Source organism: Cyanobacterium stanieri LEGE 03274, assembly GCF_015207825.1.
Classification (GTDB): domain Bacteria; phylum Cyanobacteriota; class Cyanobacteriia; order Cyanobacteriales; family Cyanobacteriaceae; genus Cyanobacterium; species Cyanobacterium stanieri_B.
Genome location: NZ_JADEWC010000006.1, coordinates 13,799 through 31,162, shown reverse-complemented (window position 1 = coordinate 31,162; position 17,364 = coordinate 13,799). Strand labels below are relative to the sequence as shown.

The following is a 17,364-nucleotide window of genomic DNA, read 5'->3' as shown; positions in this document are numbered from 1 at the left end:
CATGTTGACACATTCAATAAAACAAAATGGTAGAACTGTATCATTATCCATGGTTAATTGATAAAAACGATCGCCCTTAAACAAAACAATAAATTAATCCCTACCATCAAAAGAAGTAGTATTGCCAGACCAATTAAAATTGCTAATGCGAAAATTCACCGAACCGATTTCCAAAACAGGATTATAACGTAACAAAATACCATAGGCACGACGGCTGTATTCTACAATATAATCCGTGCTGATAGCCTCATCAGTATCAAGATTAATAAAAGTTTGAAAACCAGCCCTCACAGGGCCATAAACCTGTTGATTTAATCCCAAAGATAACACACGGGAATCAGTAAAACGGTCAAACAAAAAAGGAGAATTACTATTAGCCAAACTCTGACTATAAGTCACATTAAACCCAGTATAATCAAAGGTTTTCCGTGAAAAATTCCCAAACTGCCCCTGTAAACCAACACTACCCGTTAACGAACCTTGGGTATCCCCATTACTATAATAATTACCAATGGCCGTAACACCGTTAGTAATAGCCACAAAAGGAGTTACAGGCACGGGGGTATATTTTAAACCCTCATTAGGAGTAGGGGGCAAAGATTCTCCCCGCCACAAAAAGATATTACCATTTATTAATCCCGCCACCTGACCACGGGTAAGATTGGTTTCATTATCGGTGCGATCGCCACTACCTAATAAATCAAGTCGATCAGTATCTGCCGTAATATTTTGGATAGAACCCTGATAAACTAGACCATAACCACTATTACCCAAAGGAATATTAGGAGAAGAAATAATCGCTCCAATACTGCGTTCTACTGTCTGAAAGCCCAAAGAGCCATTAAATAACCTTTCTCTACTGGTAAACTCCCCCGTAAGACGATAAGGGTTAGCCAAATCACCCATCTTATGATTAAGACGAATATTAGCCCGGAGGCGATCGCCAAAATTTTCCAAATCCAACCCCGTTAAATGGGTAGTTGAAATTAACTCCGTCCGTTCACTAAAAGTAGCATCCAACTTAACCACTAAACCATAACTAGAAGCATTAGTTAAACCCCCATTATCCTCAGGATTAGGAATGTTAGTATCTTCAATAGAATCAGGAAATAAGGCCCTTTGCACCAAAAATTGAGGGGTAATACTTAAAACAATGTCATTTTTGTCATAGATATTAAAATCCCGTTCAATAAACAAACCCCCTAAATCCTCCCCATCAAAACCCACAGAAAAGAAGAAAGGACGACGACGACGAGAACTAAAAGTAAACTGACTAAAGAATAAAGGTAAAGAAAGACTTTGATCTAAAACTACCCTAGCATTATCCGCACTCAAATCATCCCGAAAAGGACTAATATTAGTTAAAGTAGCCTCCCTCGCCCTTACCTCCAAATCTGGAGGAGAAAAAGGATCATTAGTTACCCTAATATTAAAAGCCTTCCAATCCCTGCCGTCAAACTCTACCCTCTCAGCCTCAAATCTTAAGCGAGTTATGGTTTCGTCCTCCTCAGTAACAGGAATACCCAATCTATTTTGTAGGGCTTCCAAATCATCTTCGCTACCCAATAACAAATTTAAAGAACCACTAGAATTAACTTGAGAAACAGAACCTCCACTAGTGCCGATTTGTCCCGAAAAAGGTAATGCAGGACGAATACTAGAAGTATCTCCAAGGCTAACATCTTCATCGAGGGTAGGTTGATAAATTGTTCCCCGAGCATTTTCGATAGTACCCTCATTTTGTACAAAAAAGTACTCGAAGCGATCGCCCCTTAAAAGTTGTTCGCCCCGCTGAAGAGAAACATCACCTTCGGCCACCGCAATTCTCGTATTAAGATTTACCGAAACCTGATCCGCCGCCAAAACCCCATTAGCAAAACGAATTACCACATTCCCTCGGGCATTTACCACATTATCTTGATCCAAAAATTCTTGTTCATCGGCGACAATTTCCACCACATTCGCCAAATCATCACTGATAATGGTGCGGTTAGGTTGGTCATTTTCTTGGGCTATCTCAAAAGAATGGGAATGTTTATTAAAATCAAACTGATATTTTCCGCCCCCCCTTTGACTGGTAATCAATCGCACCGTATCATTATCTAAGCTCTGAGCCAGAGAAAAATTATTTTGACCACTACCCCATCTGAGACTTCTTTCTTGCCCAATCACCTCGTTAAGCACCCCTTGAGGATTTTTTATTCCTAGCCATGGAGATAATTCCAGATTCGGTAACCCTTGTAAAGATAATTGTTCCAAGGAAGAATTTTTGTGCAGAGAATCATTCAAATTACCATCATTATTGGTGTTGAGATCAATAGTTTCTTGATGGTTAATCGTTGTTAATTCCTCTTGAAAATCAACATTGACAGGGGAAACAGCAATTAGGGAGCTAGTAAGAATCGGAATCATCGTAGTTAATTTTCCACTAAATTAGTTTGATCATGAGCCATGGCCATTGAACAATTTTTAATACTTTTAGCCCAAAATTTCAAGCCATAGCAAACTATGCTAAATCATTAATCGCAATTTTTGGTTATTTTTTCCTTTCATGATATTTTCATTTCCTTATCAAACCCAGTTTTTTTGCAAATAAACTTAACATTTCTTGGATAACAAATAGGTCTAATGATAAGCTGATTGTTGCACTAAAATTTGAGATAAAAAATATATATCTAATGAGCGATTTACCTCTTTTATTAAGGGTTGCAAGGGGAGAAAATGGCGATCGCCCTCCCGTGTGGATGATGCGTCAAGCGGGACGTTATATGAAAGTATATAGAGATTTAAGAGATAAATATCCCAGTTTCCGGGAACGCTCAGAAAATCCAGACCTAGCCATTGAAATATCCCTACAGCCTTGGAGGGCATTTCAACCTGACGGGGTAATCATGTTTTCCGACATCCTCACCCCCTTACCCGGCATGGGCATCCCCTTCGACATCGTCGAAAGCAAAGGACCTATTATCGATCCTCCCATCCGTAGTTTAGAACAAATTGAGCAACTACACCCCCTCGATCCCGAAGAATCATTACCTTTTATAAAAACTATTTTAAAAACTCTCCGTTCGGAAGTTGGTAACAAATCCACCGTTTTGGGGTTTGTTGGTTCTCCCTGGACTCTTGCTGCCTATGCCATTGAAGGAAAAAGCTCCAAAAATTATGCCGTTATCAAACGTATGGCATTTTCTGAGCCTGAAATGTTACACAAACTCCTTGGTAAGATAGCCGATGCGATCGCAGTTTACGTCCGTTATCAAATCGACTGCGGAGCGCAAGTAGTACAACTATTCGACTCCTGGGCAGGACAACTCAGCCCCCAAGACTACGAAACCTTTGCCCTCCCCTATCAACAAAGAGTAGTAAAACAAGTAAAAGAAACCCATCCCGACACCCCCTTAATTCTCTATATCAGCGGTAGTGCTGGAGTATTAGAAAAAATGGGACAATCAGGGGTTGACATTGTCAGTGTTGATTGGACAGTAGATATGGCTCAAGCCAGAGCCAGACTAGGCAAAGACATGAAAGTTCAAGGTAATATGGACCCTGGGGCATTATTTGGCACTCCCGAATTTATCAAAGCCAGAATCCACGACACCGTTAAAAAAGCAGGAAATCAAGGACATATTATGAACCTTGGTCATGGTGTATTAGTAGGCACACCTGAAGATCATGTTAGAGTTTTCTTTGAAACCGCTAAAAGCATCCGTTACTAAATTTTAGTAACCTCAGTTCGGGATATTACCAATATTAATATCTTAGTTCAACTTATTGAACGAACTACCGTTAGCCGTGTAATGAATTACACGGTGGGGCAACTGCAAAGAAATCTATTTATAACGAATTATCCGAACTGGATATAATTCATTGCAAGGGGGCTGTGATAATACACTTTATACGTCGGATTTGATATTTATTATCTCAAGTTTGACAAAAAAAAGCCCCTCCCCCATAGGAGAGAGGTTATTATGAAAGTTGTTTAAAAGAATTTAGATATGCTGGATAAATAAAAACGATTAAGAGGTATTGAAAACCCCCACAAATGACAATTATCAATTATCCATTGTCAATTATTAATTCCTATTAAACTACTTACCCATACCTAACTGTTGAGCCTTCTGATATACCTTACCTTCCGTTAACAAAGAAGGAGCGATAACCACCTCAACTTGTTGCATTTCCTTAATGTCCTTTGCTCCCAAAGTACCCATACTGGTTTTTAACGCACCCAATAAATTATGAGTACCATCATCCAACTTCGCAGGACCTGTGAGGATTTCCTTGATCGTACCAGTAGTACCCACATTAATACGAGTACCACGGGGTAACACAGGGCTAGGAGTTGCCATACCCCAATGGAAACCACGACCGGGGGCTTCGGCACTACGGGCAATGGGAGAACCAATCATCACCGCATCCGCACCACAGGCGATACACTTACAAATATCACCCCCAGTGATGATACCACCATCAGCAATGATCGATACATACTTACCAGTTTCCCGATAAAAATCATCCCTAGCGGCTGCACAATCAGCCACCGCCGTTGCTTGGGGAATACCTACCCCTAAAACCCCACGGGAAGTACAGGCTGCCCCAGGTCCAATACCCACTAAGATACCCGCTGCCCCTGCTTTCATCAAATTCATAGCCACTTCATAAGTAACGCAGTTACCAAGGAATACAGGCATAGGCATTCTTTCACAAAAACCAGCTAAATCCAAAGGATCAATGGATTCAGGGGAAAGGTGCGCTGTAGATACCACTGTCGCTTGGATAAAGACGATGTCCGCCCCTGCTTCGGCTACCGCATCACCATAATTAGCAGCCCCTGCGGGAGTTAAACTAACGGCGGCAATACCTCCTTTTTCTTTGATTTCGGTAATTCTTTTTTTAATTAATTCTGCTTTAACTGGTTCACTATACAACTCCTGCATTAATCCCACAAATTCAGATTTACCCACCGAGGCAATACGATCTAAAATCGGGTTAGGATCTTCGTAACGGGTTTGGATGCCCTCAAGGTTAAGCACTCCCATAGATCCTAATTCGGAGAGTAAGACTGCCATTTGTACATCAACAACACCATCCATCGCGCTAGCAATAATGGGGATTTCTCTTTCGATGCCCCCTAGTTCTACTTTTGTATCTGCTAATATAGGGTCTAGGGTTCTCATGCCTGGTACTAAGGCGATTTCATCTATACCATAAGCTCGACGAGCTGTTTTTCCACGACCAATTACGATTTCCACTTTAATATTTAGATTTTCTGCTATAAGTTATCTGCCTAGATTATCAAATTTTGACATCTTTAGGCAAGATAGGAGTAGTGGAGAATTGATAATTGATAATGGACAATGAGCCGTTATTAATTTTGTTGTATGGAGTAATCAATCTCATGTGCTTTTTTGTCAGTGAAGGCGTTGCTATGGAGCTTTAATTTTTCTAGGGTAAAGGGTTAGGATATAATTGTTGGGATAAATAAATTAATAATTAATCAGGAGATATTAAACCATGACTGCTGAAAGTATGTTATTTGGCGGAGCAATTCTTTGTTTTAGTGTTGTATTAGTGGGTTTGGCTTGGGGTTTCTTACTTTTAAAAGTTACAGGGGAAGCTGAATAAAATTTAGATTCGGTTAAGTGTTAGGTAACTAAGATATTGGTCATTTTTTATTAAAAGTTTTCATGAAAATTGCTATTACCGGCGCCACGGGATTTGTGGGCAAGGAGTTAGTTAAAAAACTAGCGGTAAATCATCAAATTGTTGTTCTAACCCGTAATGTTGATAAAGCAAGATCTGTTTTTCCTAGCAACTTACAATCCAATTTAGAGTATATTAGTTATAACCCTAAACAGGCAGGAGATTGGCAAAAACAATTAAATGGTTGTGATGGGGTGGTAAATTTGGCGGGGGCCCCCATTGGAGAAAGATGGAGTCCTAGTTATAAGCAGGAAATTCTTGATAGTCGTCAATTAGGTACTAGAAATCTTGTTGAGGGTATCAAATCTTGTGAGCAAAAACCTGCTTTTTTGATTAATGCCTCTGCTATTGGTTTTTATGGCACTAGCGAAACGGCTACTTATACTGAGGTTAGCCCTGCGGGAGATGATTTTTTGGCTAAGGTATGTGTAGCCTGGGAGGAAGAAGCCCAAAAGGTGAAAGATGTAGATGTGCGCTTGGTTATCTTCCGTTTTGGTATTGTATTGGGGGATGGAGGTGCTTTGGCGAAGATGATTCCTCCTTTTAAAATTTTTGCGGGAGGCCCCATTGGGGAGGGGAAACAGTGGTTTTCTTGGATTCATATTGATGATCTGGTTAATTTGTTAGTAAGGGCGATCGCCCATAGTAGTATTGAAGGAACTTTTAATGCTACTGCTCCTTATCCTGTAACAATGAATCAACTATGTGAGACTTTAGGGGATGTAATGAATCGTCCTTCTTGGTTACCTGTGCCTGGTTTTGCTTTAGAATTACTTCTCGGAGATGGTGCCAAAGTAGTATTAGAAGGACAAAAGGTATTACCAGAAAAAACCACCCAAACCATGGGTTATGACTTCCAATATGCGGATCTTGAATCCGCCCTCAAGGACATCGTAAATTAATTGTCATGGTTGAAGTGTTCGCATCTTCAAAGAAATAAAACCATTGCCTAGTCCCTATTCCCCATTCCCTAACTTCATGACAACTTTTTTTCAACATCTCTCTATAATTGTTGTGGGGAAAACTTGCGATCTCTGCTAAACAATGAGAAGATAAACGGTAAATTCTCTAACAATTTTTAAATTAAAAGTCAAATCGAGTACAAAAAATAATTATGGTGGTTGCAACCCAATCTATTCAAGAACTTTGCATTAATGCTATTCGTTTTCTCTCTATTGATGGGGTAGAAAAAGCTAAGTCTGGACACCCTGGTTTACCTATGGGGGCGGCTCCTATGGCTTTCGTGCTATGGGATCAATTCATGAAGTTTAACCCCAAAAATCCTCAGTGGATTAACCGCGATCGCTTCGTACTTTCTGCCGGTCACGGTTCTATGCTTCAATACTCCCTATTACACCTCTATGGATATGATAGCGTTAGTATCGATGATATTAAACAATTCCGTCAGTGGAAATCTAAAACCCCCGGTCACCCCGAAAACTTCGTTACCGCAGGGGTAGAAGTCACCACAGGCCCTCTGGGTCAAGGTATCGCTAATGGTGTTGGTTTAGCCCTAGCTGAAGCCCATTTGGCGGCTAAATATAATAAGCCTGATTGCACCCTCATCGACCACTACACCTATGTAATTATGGGTGATGGTTGTAACATGGAAGGTATTTCTGGGGAGGCTGCTTCTATTGCTGGACACTGGGGTTTAGGTAAACTTATTGCTTTATACGATGATAACCACATTTCCATCGATGGTTCTACCGACATCGCTTTCACCGAAGATGTTTCCAAGCGTTTTGAGGCTTACGGTTGGCACGTTCTCCATGTGGAAAATGGTAACACCGATTTAGAAGCCATTGCAAGGGCGATCGAAGAAGCTAAATCCGTTACCGACAAACCTTCTATGATCAAAGTAACCACCACCATCGGTTATGGTTCTCCTAAAAAAGCTAATACCGCAGGGGTACATGGTGCCGCTTTAGGTGGTGATGAAGTGGATGCAACCCGTAAAAACCTCGGTTGGAATTATGAACCCTTTGAAGTTCCCCAAGATGCTTACAATCATTTCCAAAAAGCAGGGGCAAAAGGTTCTGATTTAGAAGCACAGTGGAATGAAACCCTCGCTACTTATAAATCTAAATATCCCACCGAAGCCGCCGAATTTGAAACCATCACTTCTGGTAAACTTCCCGAAAACTGGGCCGATTGTCTTCCTATCTATACCCCCGAAGATAAAGCCTTGGCTAGTCGTAAACACTCTGAAATCTGCTTAAATGCTATTTCTAAAGTGTTACCTCAGTTAGTGGGTGGCTCTGCGGATTTAACTCACTCCAACTTAACTCAAATTGAAGTTTCTGGAGACTTCCAAAAAGGTGCTTACGAAAACCGTAACATCCACTTTGGAGTTAGAGAACACGCCATGGGTGCTATCTGTAACGGGATTGCTCTCCATAACACTGGTTTAATTCCTTACGGTGCTACCTTCTTGGTATTCACTGACTACATGAGAAATGCAATCCGTCTTTCTGCCCTTTCTGAAGCTCAAACCATCTGGGTAATGACCCATGATTCTATTGCCCTAGGTGAAGATGGCCCCACTCACCAGCCCATCGAACACGTTGCTTCTTTACGTTTAATCCCTGATTTACTCGTATTCCGTCCTGCTGATGGTAACGAAACTTCTGGGGCGTACAAAGTGGCGATCGAAACCAAGAAAACTCCTTCCCTCATGGCTTTAACCCGTCAAGGCTTACCTAACCTCGCTGGTTCTTCCATCGAGGGTGTGTCCAAAGGTGGTTATGTGGTTGCCTGTGGTTTCCCCCCCGAAGAATTAGATTTAATCCTTATTGGTACTGGAAGCGAAGTTTCTCTGTGTGTAGATGCCGCTGAAAAACTAAAAGCAGAAGGCTTAAAAGTTCGTGTGGTTTCCATGCCTTGTGTGGAACTATTCGACAAACAAAGCGATGAGTACAAAGAATCTGTATTACCTAAGGCTATTAAAAAACGTATTTCCGTCGAAGCTGGTACAACCTTCGGTTGGGAACGTTTCGTAGGTGATGAAGGCTTATGTATCGGGGTTAATACCTATGGTGCATCTGCCCCCGGTGGAGTTGTCATGGAAAAATTCGGTTTCACCGTTGATAACGTTGTCGCTAAAGCAAAATCTATTCTTGGTTAATTTTGGTTAACTGATAAACTTTTGAGTCACTAAGGGCAAAATTGACTATGATAAGTCAGAAGCCTTTGGTGGCTTTTTTTGTTGATAATAAATATGACTTAATAATGGTTGATAAAAAAAAGATTGCTGTATATGCTCCGTACTTTGCAGGAGGAGGTGCAGAAGCAGTGGAACTGGCGATCGTTGATGCCTTACAACATGATTATAAAGTAACTTTATTTACTTTTGTTGATGTTAATATTGACAAATTAAATAAATTTTATAGCACCAATATTAATACACAAAATATTAAAATTAATTATATTTTATCTCGCCCTTTATCCAAATTAGTTACTTATTTATCTTCTAATAATAAATTTTTTCGAGCTTTTATTTTATATTCTGTTCTGGCACATATTAAGTATTACAAAGATGATTATGATCTGATCATTTCAGGGTATAACGGAGTGGATTTAGGAAAAAAAGGGATTCAGTATTTACACTGGGTTAAAGTTGTAGATGGACAAAATAATTTTTTAGCTCAATTATTTAACTTTTCTAAAGAACAAATTAAGGAAAATATTACAATTACTAATTCTAATTTTACCGCTGAAGCTGTAAAACAAGTATATGGTTTAGATTCTACCGTAATTTATCCTTGTGTGATGCTAGAAGGTTCTAATATTCCTTGGCATGAAAAGGAGGATGCTTTTATTTGCAGTGGTAGGTTAGTGATGGAAAAAGCACCCCATCGGGCTTTAAATATGCTCAAGGAAGTGAGAAAAAGGGGTTTCAATATTAAACTATATTTAACTGGGGGTACAAGTAGCATTTATCAGAGTAAGTATTATCGTTTTTTAAAGAAAGTAGTTAAGGAAAATAGTGATTGGGTTACTCTCTGTGAAAATTTGAGTTATCAAGAATATACACAGATTTTAAATAAGTGTAAATATGGTATTCATTTTAAATTTGAACCTTTTGGTATATCGGTAGCTGAAATGATGAAGGCTGGGGCTATTCCTTTTGTTAAAAATAGGGGAGGACAAATGGAAATTATTGGTATAGATAATAATGATTTATTTTTTGAGAAGGAAAAGGATGGTATAGAAAAAATAGTTGATGTTCTTAAAAATGAAGAAAAGCAGAAAATTTTTAGAAGTATATTAAATGAGCGTCAAAATTTATTCTCTAAAGAAAAGTTTTCTCAAGAAATTAAGAAAATTGTGGATGAATATATTATTTCAATTTAATATTATTATTAAATATTAAAGGTTTTTATTCACATATAATAATGCTTGATGTTATTTATCTATTAACTGTAAATTATGTTCAAAATATTAATTTTATACTATGAATTTAAATTAATAATATAATAGAGGATATACTTTTTAAATTAGAATTTGTTTTCTATCTGAACAAAAAGTAAGTTATCTTAATTGTGTATTATCACATAATTTTTTATTATCAATAGTGTTTATGAAGTTACTTTTTTATGTTCCCTATAATCGGATTGGTGGTGTTGAAAGGGTTATTATCTCTTTAGTGAACGAGCTTAGTCAACAGGTTGAACAACTTATTTTAGTTGCTTCTCCTTCTCTTTTGAGTTATTATCAAAGTCAAATTATTGATAGTGATAAGATAGTTTATCAGCCTTTTACGTTAGTTAATTCTTCTTACAAAAATAAGCTCTTAGGATTAATTAACAAAATCAACATTTTTGCAAACAAAATTAATTTAGATATTTTTAAAAATTTTAAACAAAGTTACTATCAAAACTTGGTTTTTGAACAAATTATTAATAAATATAATATTACTCATTGTCTATATGCGATCGCCAATAGAATCAATCCTCCAAAAGTAAAAGTTCCCCTATTCATGATTAGTTATGATATATTTTGGCATTTTTCACCGCTAACCTATAGTAAAGAATATACTAATGAATATGATTCTAGCTTATTACAATGGCTTCAAAAATCTAACGGCGTAATTACCATTTCCCAGCAAACAAAACAGGATATTACGACACTTTTTCCGCAGTATCAATCCCAGATTAAATGTATTCCCATTGCAGGTTTTTTCTGCTCAGATAATTTATCCAATACTACTAATACAGAAAATAAAAAGGAGATTATTTTTTTATTTCCATCTTCTTTTGGCATTTATAAAGATCATCTTACTGTAATAAAAGCAGGGATTATTTTAGCTAAAGAAAAAAATTATAACTTTAAGGTGGTTTTCATAGGAAAAGAAACTGATAAAATTCTGTCATCAAAGATTAATTTATCTCAACAAAATAGCACCAAAGAATATCAAACCTACATTAAAGAATTAGAATATATATGTCAAGAAAACGAACAAATTATTGATCAACATTTTACAGGATTAGGCTACTGTAGTGATGAAGAATTAGAACATTGGTATCAAAAAAGTAATTGTGTTATTTTTCCCTCCCGTTATGAAGGTTTTGGATTGGCTATTTCAGAAGCCATAGTAAGGGGGATTCCCGTAATTGCCTCTGATTTAACGGTATTCAAAGAGCAAGTAGATTTATATCAATGTCCTGAAAGGGTAATATTATTTCCTTGCCATGATAGTCAAGAGTTATCAAGAGAAATAGAGCATTTTATACAAAATCCCATTGAACCTTTAAATGAAACTGATATAGAACATTATCGAAATACTTGGAATTGGGGCAAAGTAGCTCAAACCTATATTGAATACCTTAAGCAATGGTGAGGATAACTAATATATTGTGTGGTGGGCGTTGCCCACCTAAAAACTAATTACTAAGAGATAAAGCAGGGTTTGTGGTCGTATTTTTTACCTGAGGTTTGATACTACGAAGACTGGGAAAAAGAAAATGATTCTCCTCCACATATTGAGCGCCAAATAAACCTTTTTCTGCCCAAAAATAGCGATCTGTTGTATGTTCGTTCCTTTTTACTACCAATAAAGCTGGGGGAGTAATACCATTGGCCCGAATATGTTTTCTAGCTGCGGTTACGGGCTTATCTTCTCCACTTTCAATATAGTGATGGGGTACTAACTCTAATATTTTTCTTCCTTCAAGACGGCGACGGCTTTTACGCTTTCTTTTTCTAGCCAAGTTTATTTCCTCCTTGTTATTGTTGTCTCGGATGTCTTACGGGCTACATCTGATTCCATGGAGTGATTATATAATTTTTCCCTAAATCTGTCAATGGTTAAAGGGGTTGTTTTTACTAAGTCTTGGTGTGGTATGACGATCGCCCTTAGACCATTTCAAAAGAACAAAAAATAAAGTCATCATTTCAAAACATAGTAATGATTATAGAGGGAAAATGAGCAACTAGAGCGAGGTATAATAAGAGCCTGGTTGTGAATAAAATGTCAGCAAAAATAAAGCAACCATACTTATTTTGAGCCTAAAAAATATCAAGAATTTTTATGAGTGACAATATCCGCATTTTAATGTGCGCTCCAGATCATTATGATGTTGACTATGTAATTAACCCTTGGATGGAAGGAAACATCCACAAATCGAGTCAACAAAAAGCGGTGGAACAATGGAAAAACCTACACAACATCATTAAACAATACGCTACAGTCGATCTAGTTAACCCCGAAAAAGGTGTTCCTGACATGGTATTTACCGCCAATGCAGGATTAGTATTAGGAGACAACGTAGTCTTAAGTCGTTTTTATCATCCCGAAAGACAGGGAGAAGAACCCTATTTTAAAGCATGGTTTGAACAAAACGGCTTTACGGTTTATGAATTACCTAAGGATTTACCCTTTGAGGGAGCAGGGGATGCCCTTTTTGACAGGGAAGGACGTTGGCTATGGGCAGGTTATGGTTTTCGTTCGGAGTTAGATTCTCACCCCTACATCGCCCGATGGCTAGATACAGAGGTTTTATCCTTGAGGTTGATTGATAATCGCTTTTATCACCTTGATACCTGTTTTTGCCCCTTGAGCAATGGTTATTTACTTTACTATCCCGAGGCCTTTGATAGTTATTCAAATCGCCTCATTGAAATGCGCGTCCCTGAAGATAAACGTATTATCGTAGAAGAACCTGATGCGGTGAATTTTGCTTGTAATGCGGTAAATATCAATGATGTGGTAATCATGAATAAGATTAGCCAAGATCTTGAACAGCGTATTACCCACAAAGGTTTTAAGGTAGTGCAGACTTCTTTAACAGAGTTTCTCAAAGCAGGGGGCGCCGCTAAATGTTTAACCTTGAGAGTTACTGAGCCTATTTTAGAGGATGTCCACGCCAATGACTATGTGGAAAGTCGAGTTATTAAAATGGAAGGCCATTTACTCGATAGCGGTATGATGAATCGAGCCTTAGATTTAATCGTTTATGAAGGCGGTAGTTTTAAGGTACTCAATTTTAATTTAGGAGTGGAAAGACAAAGCCCCTCTTGTGCGGAAGTGAGAATTTCTGCGCCTTCTAAGGATGTCATGGAAGATATTATCAGTCAATTGATTGACTTGGGAGCCGTATCTCCTCCCGAAAAAGAATCTGATGTGATATTAGAAACTGTGGTTAAGGCTGGGGTTTCCCCCGATGATTTTTATGTAACAACTATTTATCCCACAGAAATCAGGGTAAATGGTAACTGGATTCAGGTAACTAATCAAAGGATGGACGGTGCGATCGCCCTTAAGGAAGAAAACGGCACGTTAACCGCTACCTGTAAACTATTGCGTGATTTAGAAGCAGGGGAAAAAGTAGTAGTAGGAGTCGATGGCATTCGTACCATTCGAGCCTCCCAATCCCGTGAGCAACGCAACAAACCCCAAGAATTTAGCTTCATGAGTGGCGGAGTATCTAGCGAACGTCGAGTAGAATTATTGGTTGAACAAATTGCCTGGGAAATGCGCCATATCCGAGATCAAGGGGGTAAAGTAACCGTGGTGGCAGGCCCTGTGGTTATCCATACAGGGGGAGCAATTCATCTATCTCGATTAATTGAAGATGGTTACGTACAATGTTTGTTGGGGGGAAATGCGATCGCCGTTCATGACATGGAACAAGCTATGATGGGAACATCCCTAGGAGTTGACATGGGTAAAGGAATACCCGTTAGCGGAGGCCATCGCCATCATCTTAAAGTAATTAATATGGTGCGCCGTGCGGGTAGCATCGCCAACGCCGTAGAGCAAGGATTAGTAACCAAAGGTATCATGTATCAATGTGTTAAAAATAACGTTCCTTTTTGCCTTGCGGGTTCAATTCGAGATGATGGCCCCTTACCTGATACCCAAATGGATTTAATTAAGGCTCAGAGCGAATATTCTCGCCTAGTACAAGGATCAAACATGATCTTAATGCTCTCTACCATGTTACACTCCATTGGCGTAGGCAATATGACCCCTGCGGGAGTAAAAATGGTATGTGTGGACATTAATCCTGCCGTGGTAACCAAACTGAGCGATCGAGGTTCGGTGGAATCTGTGGGCATCGTTACAGATGTTGGTTTATTCCTCAGTCTTTTGGTACAACAGTTAGACAAATTAACTAACCGTTATCAAGTGGCTCAAACCGTCTAAGATTATTTGGTGGGCATTGCCCACCCGACAAAGTTTCCAAAATTTCTTAACATTAACCTGAGTTGGGAATAAAATTTATAGTCTGGTAATTCATTGCAAGGGGAGTGATGATATATTATCTATTTACTATTATCCCTGAGGTTAATTACCCACCTTAAAACCCTCAACAATCTCCATAGAAGTGCAAAAGGAGATCATTAAATATGGTTTCAAACCAAACAAAAGACCTAAAAACCCCATTCAAGTTATCATAGATTTTTTATTATCAATGGTTTATTGACACCTAATAACAGTCGTGCTTTTATCTCCATCTAATACAGAAGAATATATTTGTTCACAAAATATCAACTTGTTTATCAACGCTGAATGTAAAGAATTATCCACCCAAGGGGCAAAAGGGAGATATTTAAAACTAATTTCTAATGTGCCAGAAAAAGAGGCACTAAAAGTATGTTTATGTGAAGACAATTATCAGGGATGGTTACCCCTATCATCCATAAAATACTTACAACCTGCCAAGGAAAAATATCAGAAAAAAACTGTTTTTCGTGAATACATTGCCCAAAAAATTCCTGCCATTATCAATTTTTGCTTACAAGCCCATCAAGTATCTAATTATTATTTATGGGGTGGCACCGTAGCCCCTAACTATGATTGCTCGGGTTTAATCCAGTCAGCCTTTGCCAGTGAGGGAATATGGTTACCAAGGGATTCTTATCAACAAGAAGATTTTTGTCAAAAAATAAATAGAGAGGAATTAGAAAAAGGGGATTTAATTTTTTTTGGTGTTCAAAAAGTTACCCATGTAGCCCTTTATTTGGGAAATAATCAATACATTCATAGTTCAGGTAAGGATATGGGTAATAATGGCATTGGTATTAATCATTTAACTGATGATCTTGATCAAGTTAGTGGTAATTATTATCGAGAATTGTGGAGTTATGGTAAAGTCATGCAGTCTTTGTAATTATCCACTTTAACTTTTACGCAAAAAAAATCCCCTCTCTGTTACGGAAAGGGGAAAGAAAAAAGATTCAATGTCAATTAACGCTCTATTTGAGGCATGGCAGATAAATCAACTTCTGCAACCTTGACGGCAGTTACATGATTTTCCACAATCACAGGTAAAGAAGCCCTTACCTTAGATGCTACTTGCACCGTATCCACATCATAGGTGGTAGTAATTAGCTTAGGATATAAACCAATACCGATAATGGGTAGAATTAAACAAGCGGTAATAAATACTTCACGGGGTTTGGCATCTACCCCAAAACTAGGTAATTGGAGGTTGTTTTCTTCTTTGCCATAGAATACTACTCTCAACATGGAAAGTAGATAAATAGGGGTTAAGATTAAACCGACTCCTGCTAAAAAGGTAACGACTATTTTAAAGGTAGAGCTGTAAGCGTCACTTTGAGCAATACCGAGGAAGATAGATAATTCACTGACAAAACCACTCATACCAGGTAGGGCAAGGGATGCCATTGATGCGGCAGTGAAAAGGGCGAAGGTTTTAGGCATTAGTTTTGCCATACCTCCCATTTCGTCCATCATTAGGGTGTGGGTGCGCTCGTAGGCAACCCCAGAAAGATAGAATAAAGCAGCGGCAATTAAACCATGGGAAAGCATTTGTAACATTGCTCCATTCATTCCTAAATCAGTAAAGGAGGCAATACCCACCAACACAAAACCCATGTGAGAAATAGAAGAAGATGCAAGACGACGTTTGAGGTTAGTTTGTCCAAAAGCCGTAAATGCACCATACACAATGTTTACTACCCCAAGGGTAATTAAAATGGGGGCAAATTTTATATGGGCATCGGGTAATATCTCCATGTTGAAGCGAATTAAACCGTAACCACCCATTTTTAATAAAACCCCTGCTAAAACCATGGATACAGGGGCAGAAGCCTCGCTATGGGCGTCGGGTAACCAGGTATGGAATGGGAAAATGGGGAGTTTTACGCCAAAGGCGATGAGGAAACCTGTATAGGCTAAGACTTCGAGGGCAAGGGGATAATTTTTTAATCCTAATTCGGTAATGTTGAGAGTGAAGGTGTCGCCATAGAATGCTAAAGCTAGTCCTGAAACGAGAATAAAAATAGAAGCTAAAGCGGTGTATAAAATAAATTTAGTGGCTGCATAAAGACGTTTTTTGCCCCCCCAGATAGAAATTAATATATAAACGGGAACTAATTCCAATTCCCACATGATGAAGAATAATAATAAGTCTTGGGCTGCAAATACGCCAATTTGAGCGCTGTAGAGAACTAATAATAAGAAATAGTATAGTCTTGGTTTGTTATCAACTTTCCAAGATGCGAGAATGGATAATGTGGAGATAAAACCTGATAAAACAATCAGGGGCATGGATATACCATCGATGGCTAATGACCAATTTAAACCGATTTGGGGTAGCCATTCATAGGTTTCTTGCATTTGGAAATCGCTAATACCCATGGTGTAATTTTGGGAAATACCGTAGATAATAAGTCCAAAGTTAACTAGGGCGATGAATAGCGCATAGGTTTTGGTGTTTTTGCCGTATTTGTCGGGAATGAGGGGAATGGCTAAGGCACCGATTAAGGGTAAGGCTATAATTGCTGTAAGGTACGGAAAATCATAAGTAAACATGATAAATAGTAATTTATACTCATTACGTTTTCCATTATATGAACTTTTGTAAAGATTGACAACTGGTTGTGAAGGTTTGGTCGTGTAAGGTAAGTTTGGGGTGATAAACAGGGAAAATTTTTGGATGGCTATTGATAATCTAACCTCTGTTCGGGATTTGATGGTAGGGATGTAGCATTATACGTCCGTGTAGGTTATGTGAAGTTCGGAAAATTAGTTATATAAAATACTTAAATGTTTGCGACAAATAAAGCCTCTAAAATGACGTCCCAGCCGAGTTATATTTATAGCAATCTTTTTTATATTTCATATTATCAATAGATTGTATCTTCGTACCCCCACCGTGTAATGAATTACACGGCTAACGATAGTTCATT

At 38.4% G+C, this 17,364-nt stretch carries 12 protein-coding genes; 8 read left to right on the top strand and 4 right to left on the bottom strand.

What is annotated here, in order from left to right; translation table 11 throughout:
- Positions 1–93: 93 nt before the first annotated feature.
- Positions 94–2,412, bottom strand: coding sequence for a DUF3769 domain-containing protein (locus tag IQ215_RS04120; RefSeq protein ID WP_193800058.1), 2,319 nt, complete (start codon positions 2,410–2,412; stop codon positions 94–96).
- A gap of 266 nt (positions 2,413–2,678) precedes the next feature.
- Between IQ215_RS04120 and hemE the strand changes: the two genes are divergently transcribed.
- Complete coding sequence (gene hemE / locus IQ215_RS04115) at positions 2,679–3,716, top strand: uroporphyrinogen decarboxylase (protein ID WP_206688503.1); 1,038 nt, start codon at positions 2,679–2,681, stop codon at positions 3,714–3,716.
- 372 nt (positions 3,717–4,088) lie between these two features.
- Here hemE and IQ215_RS04110 read toward each other — a convergent pair whose 3' ends face one another.
- Positions 4,089–5,252 carry a GuaB3 family IMP dehydrogenase-related protein gene (locus IQ215_RS04110; protein ID WP_193800057.1) on the bottom strand — a complete coding sequence of 388 codons (1,164 nt, stop codon included), beginning with the start codon at positions 5,250–5,252 and terminating at the stop codon, positions 4,089–4,091.
- A 262-nt stretch (positions 5,253–5,514) separates the two neighbouring features.
- Between IQ215_RS04110 and petM the strand changes: the two genes are divergently transcribed.
- The 5 genes from petM to IQ215_RS04085 all read left to right on the top strand — a co-directional run bounded on the left by petM (position 5,515) and on the right by IQ215_RS04085 (position 11,545).
- Positions 5,515–5,625 carry a cytochrome b6-f complex subunit PetM gene (petM, locus tag IQ215_RS04105; RefSeq protein ID WP_015221724.1) on the top strand — a complete coding sequence of 37 codons (111 nt, stop codon included), beginning with the start codon at positions 5,515–5,517 and terminating at the stop codon, positions 5,623–5,625.
- A gap of 62 nt (positions 5,626–5,687) precedes the next feature.
- Positions 5,688–6,605 (top strand): thylakoid membrane protein ThyD, encoded by a 918-nt coding sequence (thyD, locus tag IQ215_RS04100; protein WP_193800056.1) that lies wholly within the window; start codon positions 5,688–5,690, stop codon positions 6,603–6,605.
- Positions 6,606–6,817: 212 nt separating this feature from the next.
- Complete coding sequence (gene tkt / locus IQ215_RS04095) at positions 6,818–8,830, top strand: transketolase (protein ID WP_193800055.1); 2,013 nt, start codon at positions 6,818–6,820, stop codon at positions 8,828–8,830.
- Between the two features lie 47 nt (positions 8,831–8,877).
- Positions 8,878–10,059, top strand: a complete 1,182-nt coding sequence (locus IQ215_RS04090) for a glycosyltransferase (RefSeq protein WP_241735249.1) — start codon at positions 8,878–8,880, stop codon at positions 10,057–10,059.
- Between the two features lie 226 nt (positions 10,060–10,285).
- The gene (locus IQ215_RS04085; RefSeq protein WP_193800054.1) at positions 10,286–11,545 is read left to right on the top strand and encodes a glycosyltransferase; all 1,260 of its coding nucleotides are present in this window, start codon (positions 10,286–10,288) and stop codon (positions 11,543–11,545) included.
- 43 nt (positions 11,546–11,588) lie between these two features.
- Here IQ215_RS04085 and IQ215_RS04080 read toward each other — a convergent pair whose 3' ends face one another.
- On the bottom strand, positions 11,589–11,915 hold the full coding sequence (locus tag IQ215_RS04080; RefSeq protein WP_193800053.1) for a DUF3155 domain-containing protein: 327 nt from the start codon (positions 11,913–11,915) through the stop codon (positions 11,589–11,591).
- A 320-nt stretch (positions 11,916–12,235) separates the two neighbouring features.
- Here IQ215_RS04080 and IQ215_RS04075 point away from each other — a divergent pair, with 320 nt between their 5' ends.
- Both IQ215_RS04075 and IQ215_RS04070 read left to right on the top strand, forming a co-directional pair.
- Positions 12,236–14,353, top strand: a complete 2,118-nt coding sequence (locus IQ215_RS04075) for a TIGR00300 family protein (protein WP_193800052.1) — start codon at positions 12,236–12,238, stop codon at positions 14,351–14,353.
- 286 nt (positions 14,354–14,639) lie between these two features.
- Positions 14,640–15,320, top strand: a complete 681-nt coding sequence (locus IQ215_RS04070; protein ID WP_193800122.1) for an NlpC/P60 family protein — start codon at positions 14,640–14,642, stop codon at positions 15,318–15,320.
- Between the two features lie 77 nt (positions 15,321–15,397).
- Here IQ215_RS04070 and IQ215_RS04065 read toward each other — a convergent pair whose 3' ends face one another.
- On the bottom strand, positions 15,398–16,987 hold the full coding sequence (locus IQ215_RS04065) for an NAD(P)H-quinone oxidoreductase subunit 4 (protein ID WP_193800051.1): 1,590 nt from the start codon (positions 16,985–16,987) through the stop codon (positions 15,398–15,400).
- Positions 16,988–17,364 lie beyond the last annotated feature (377 nt).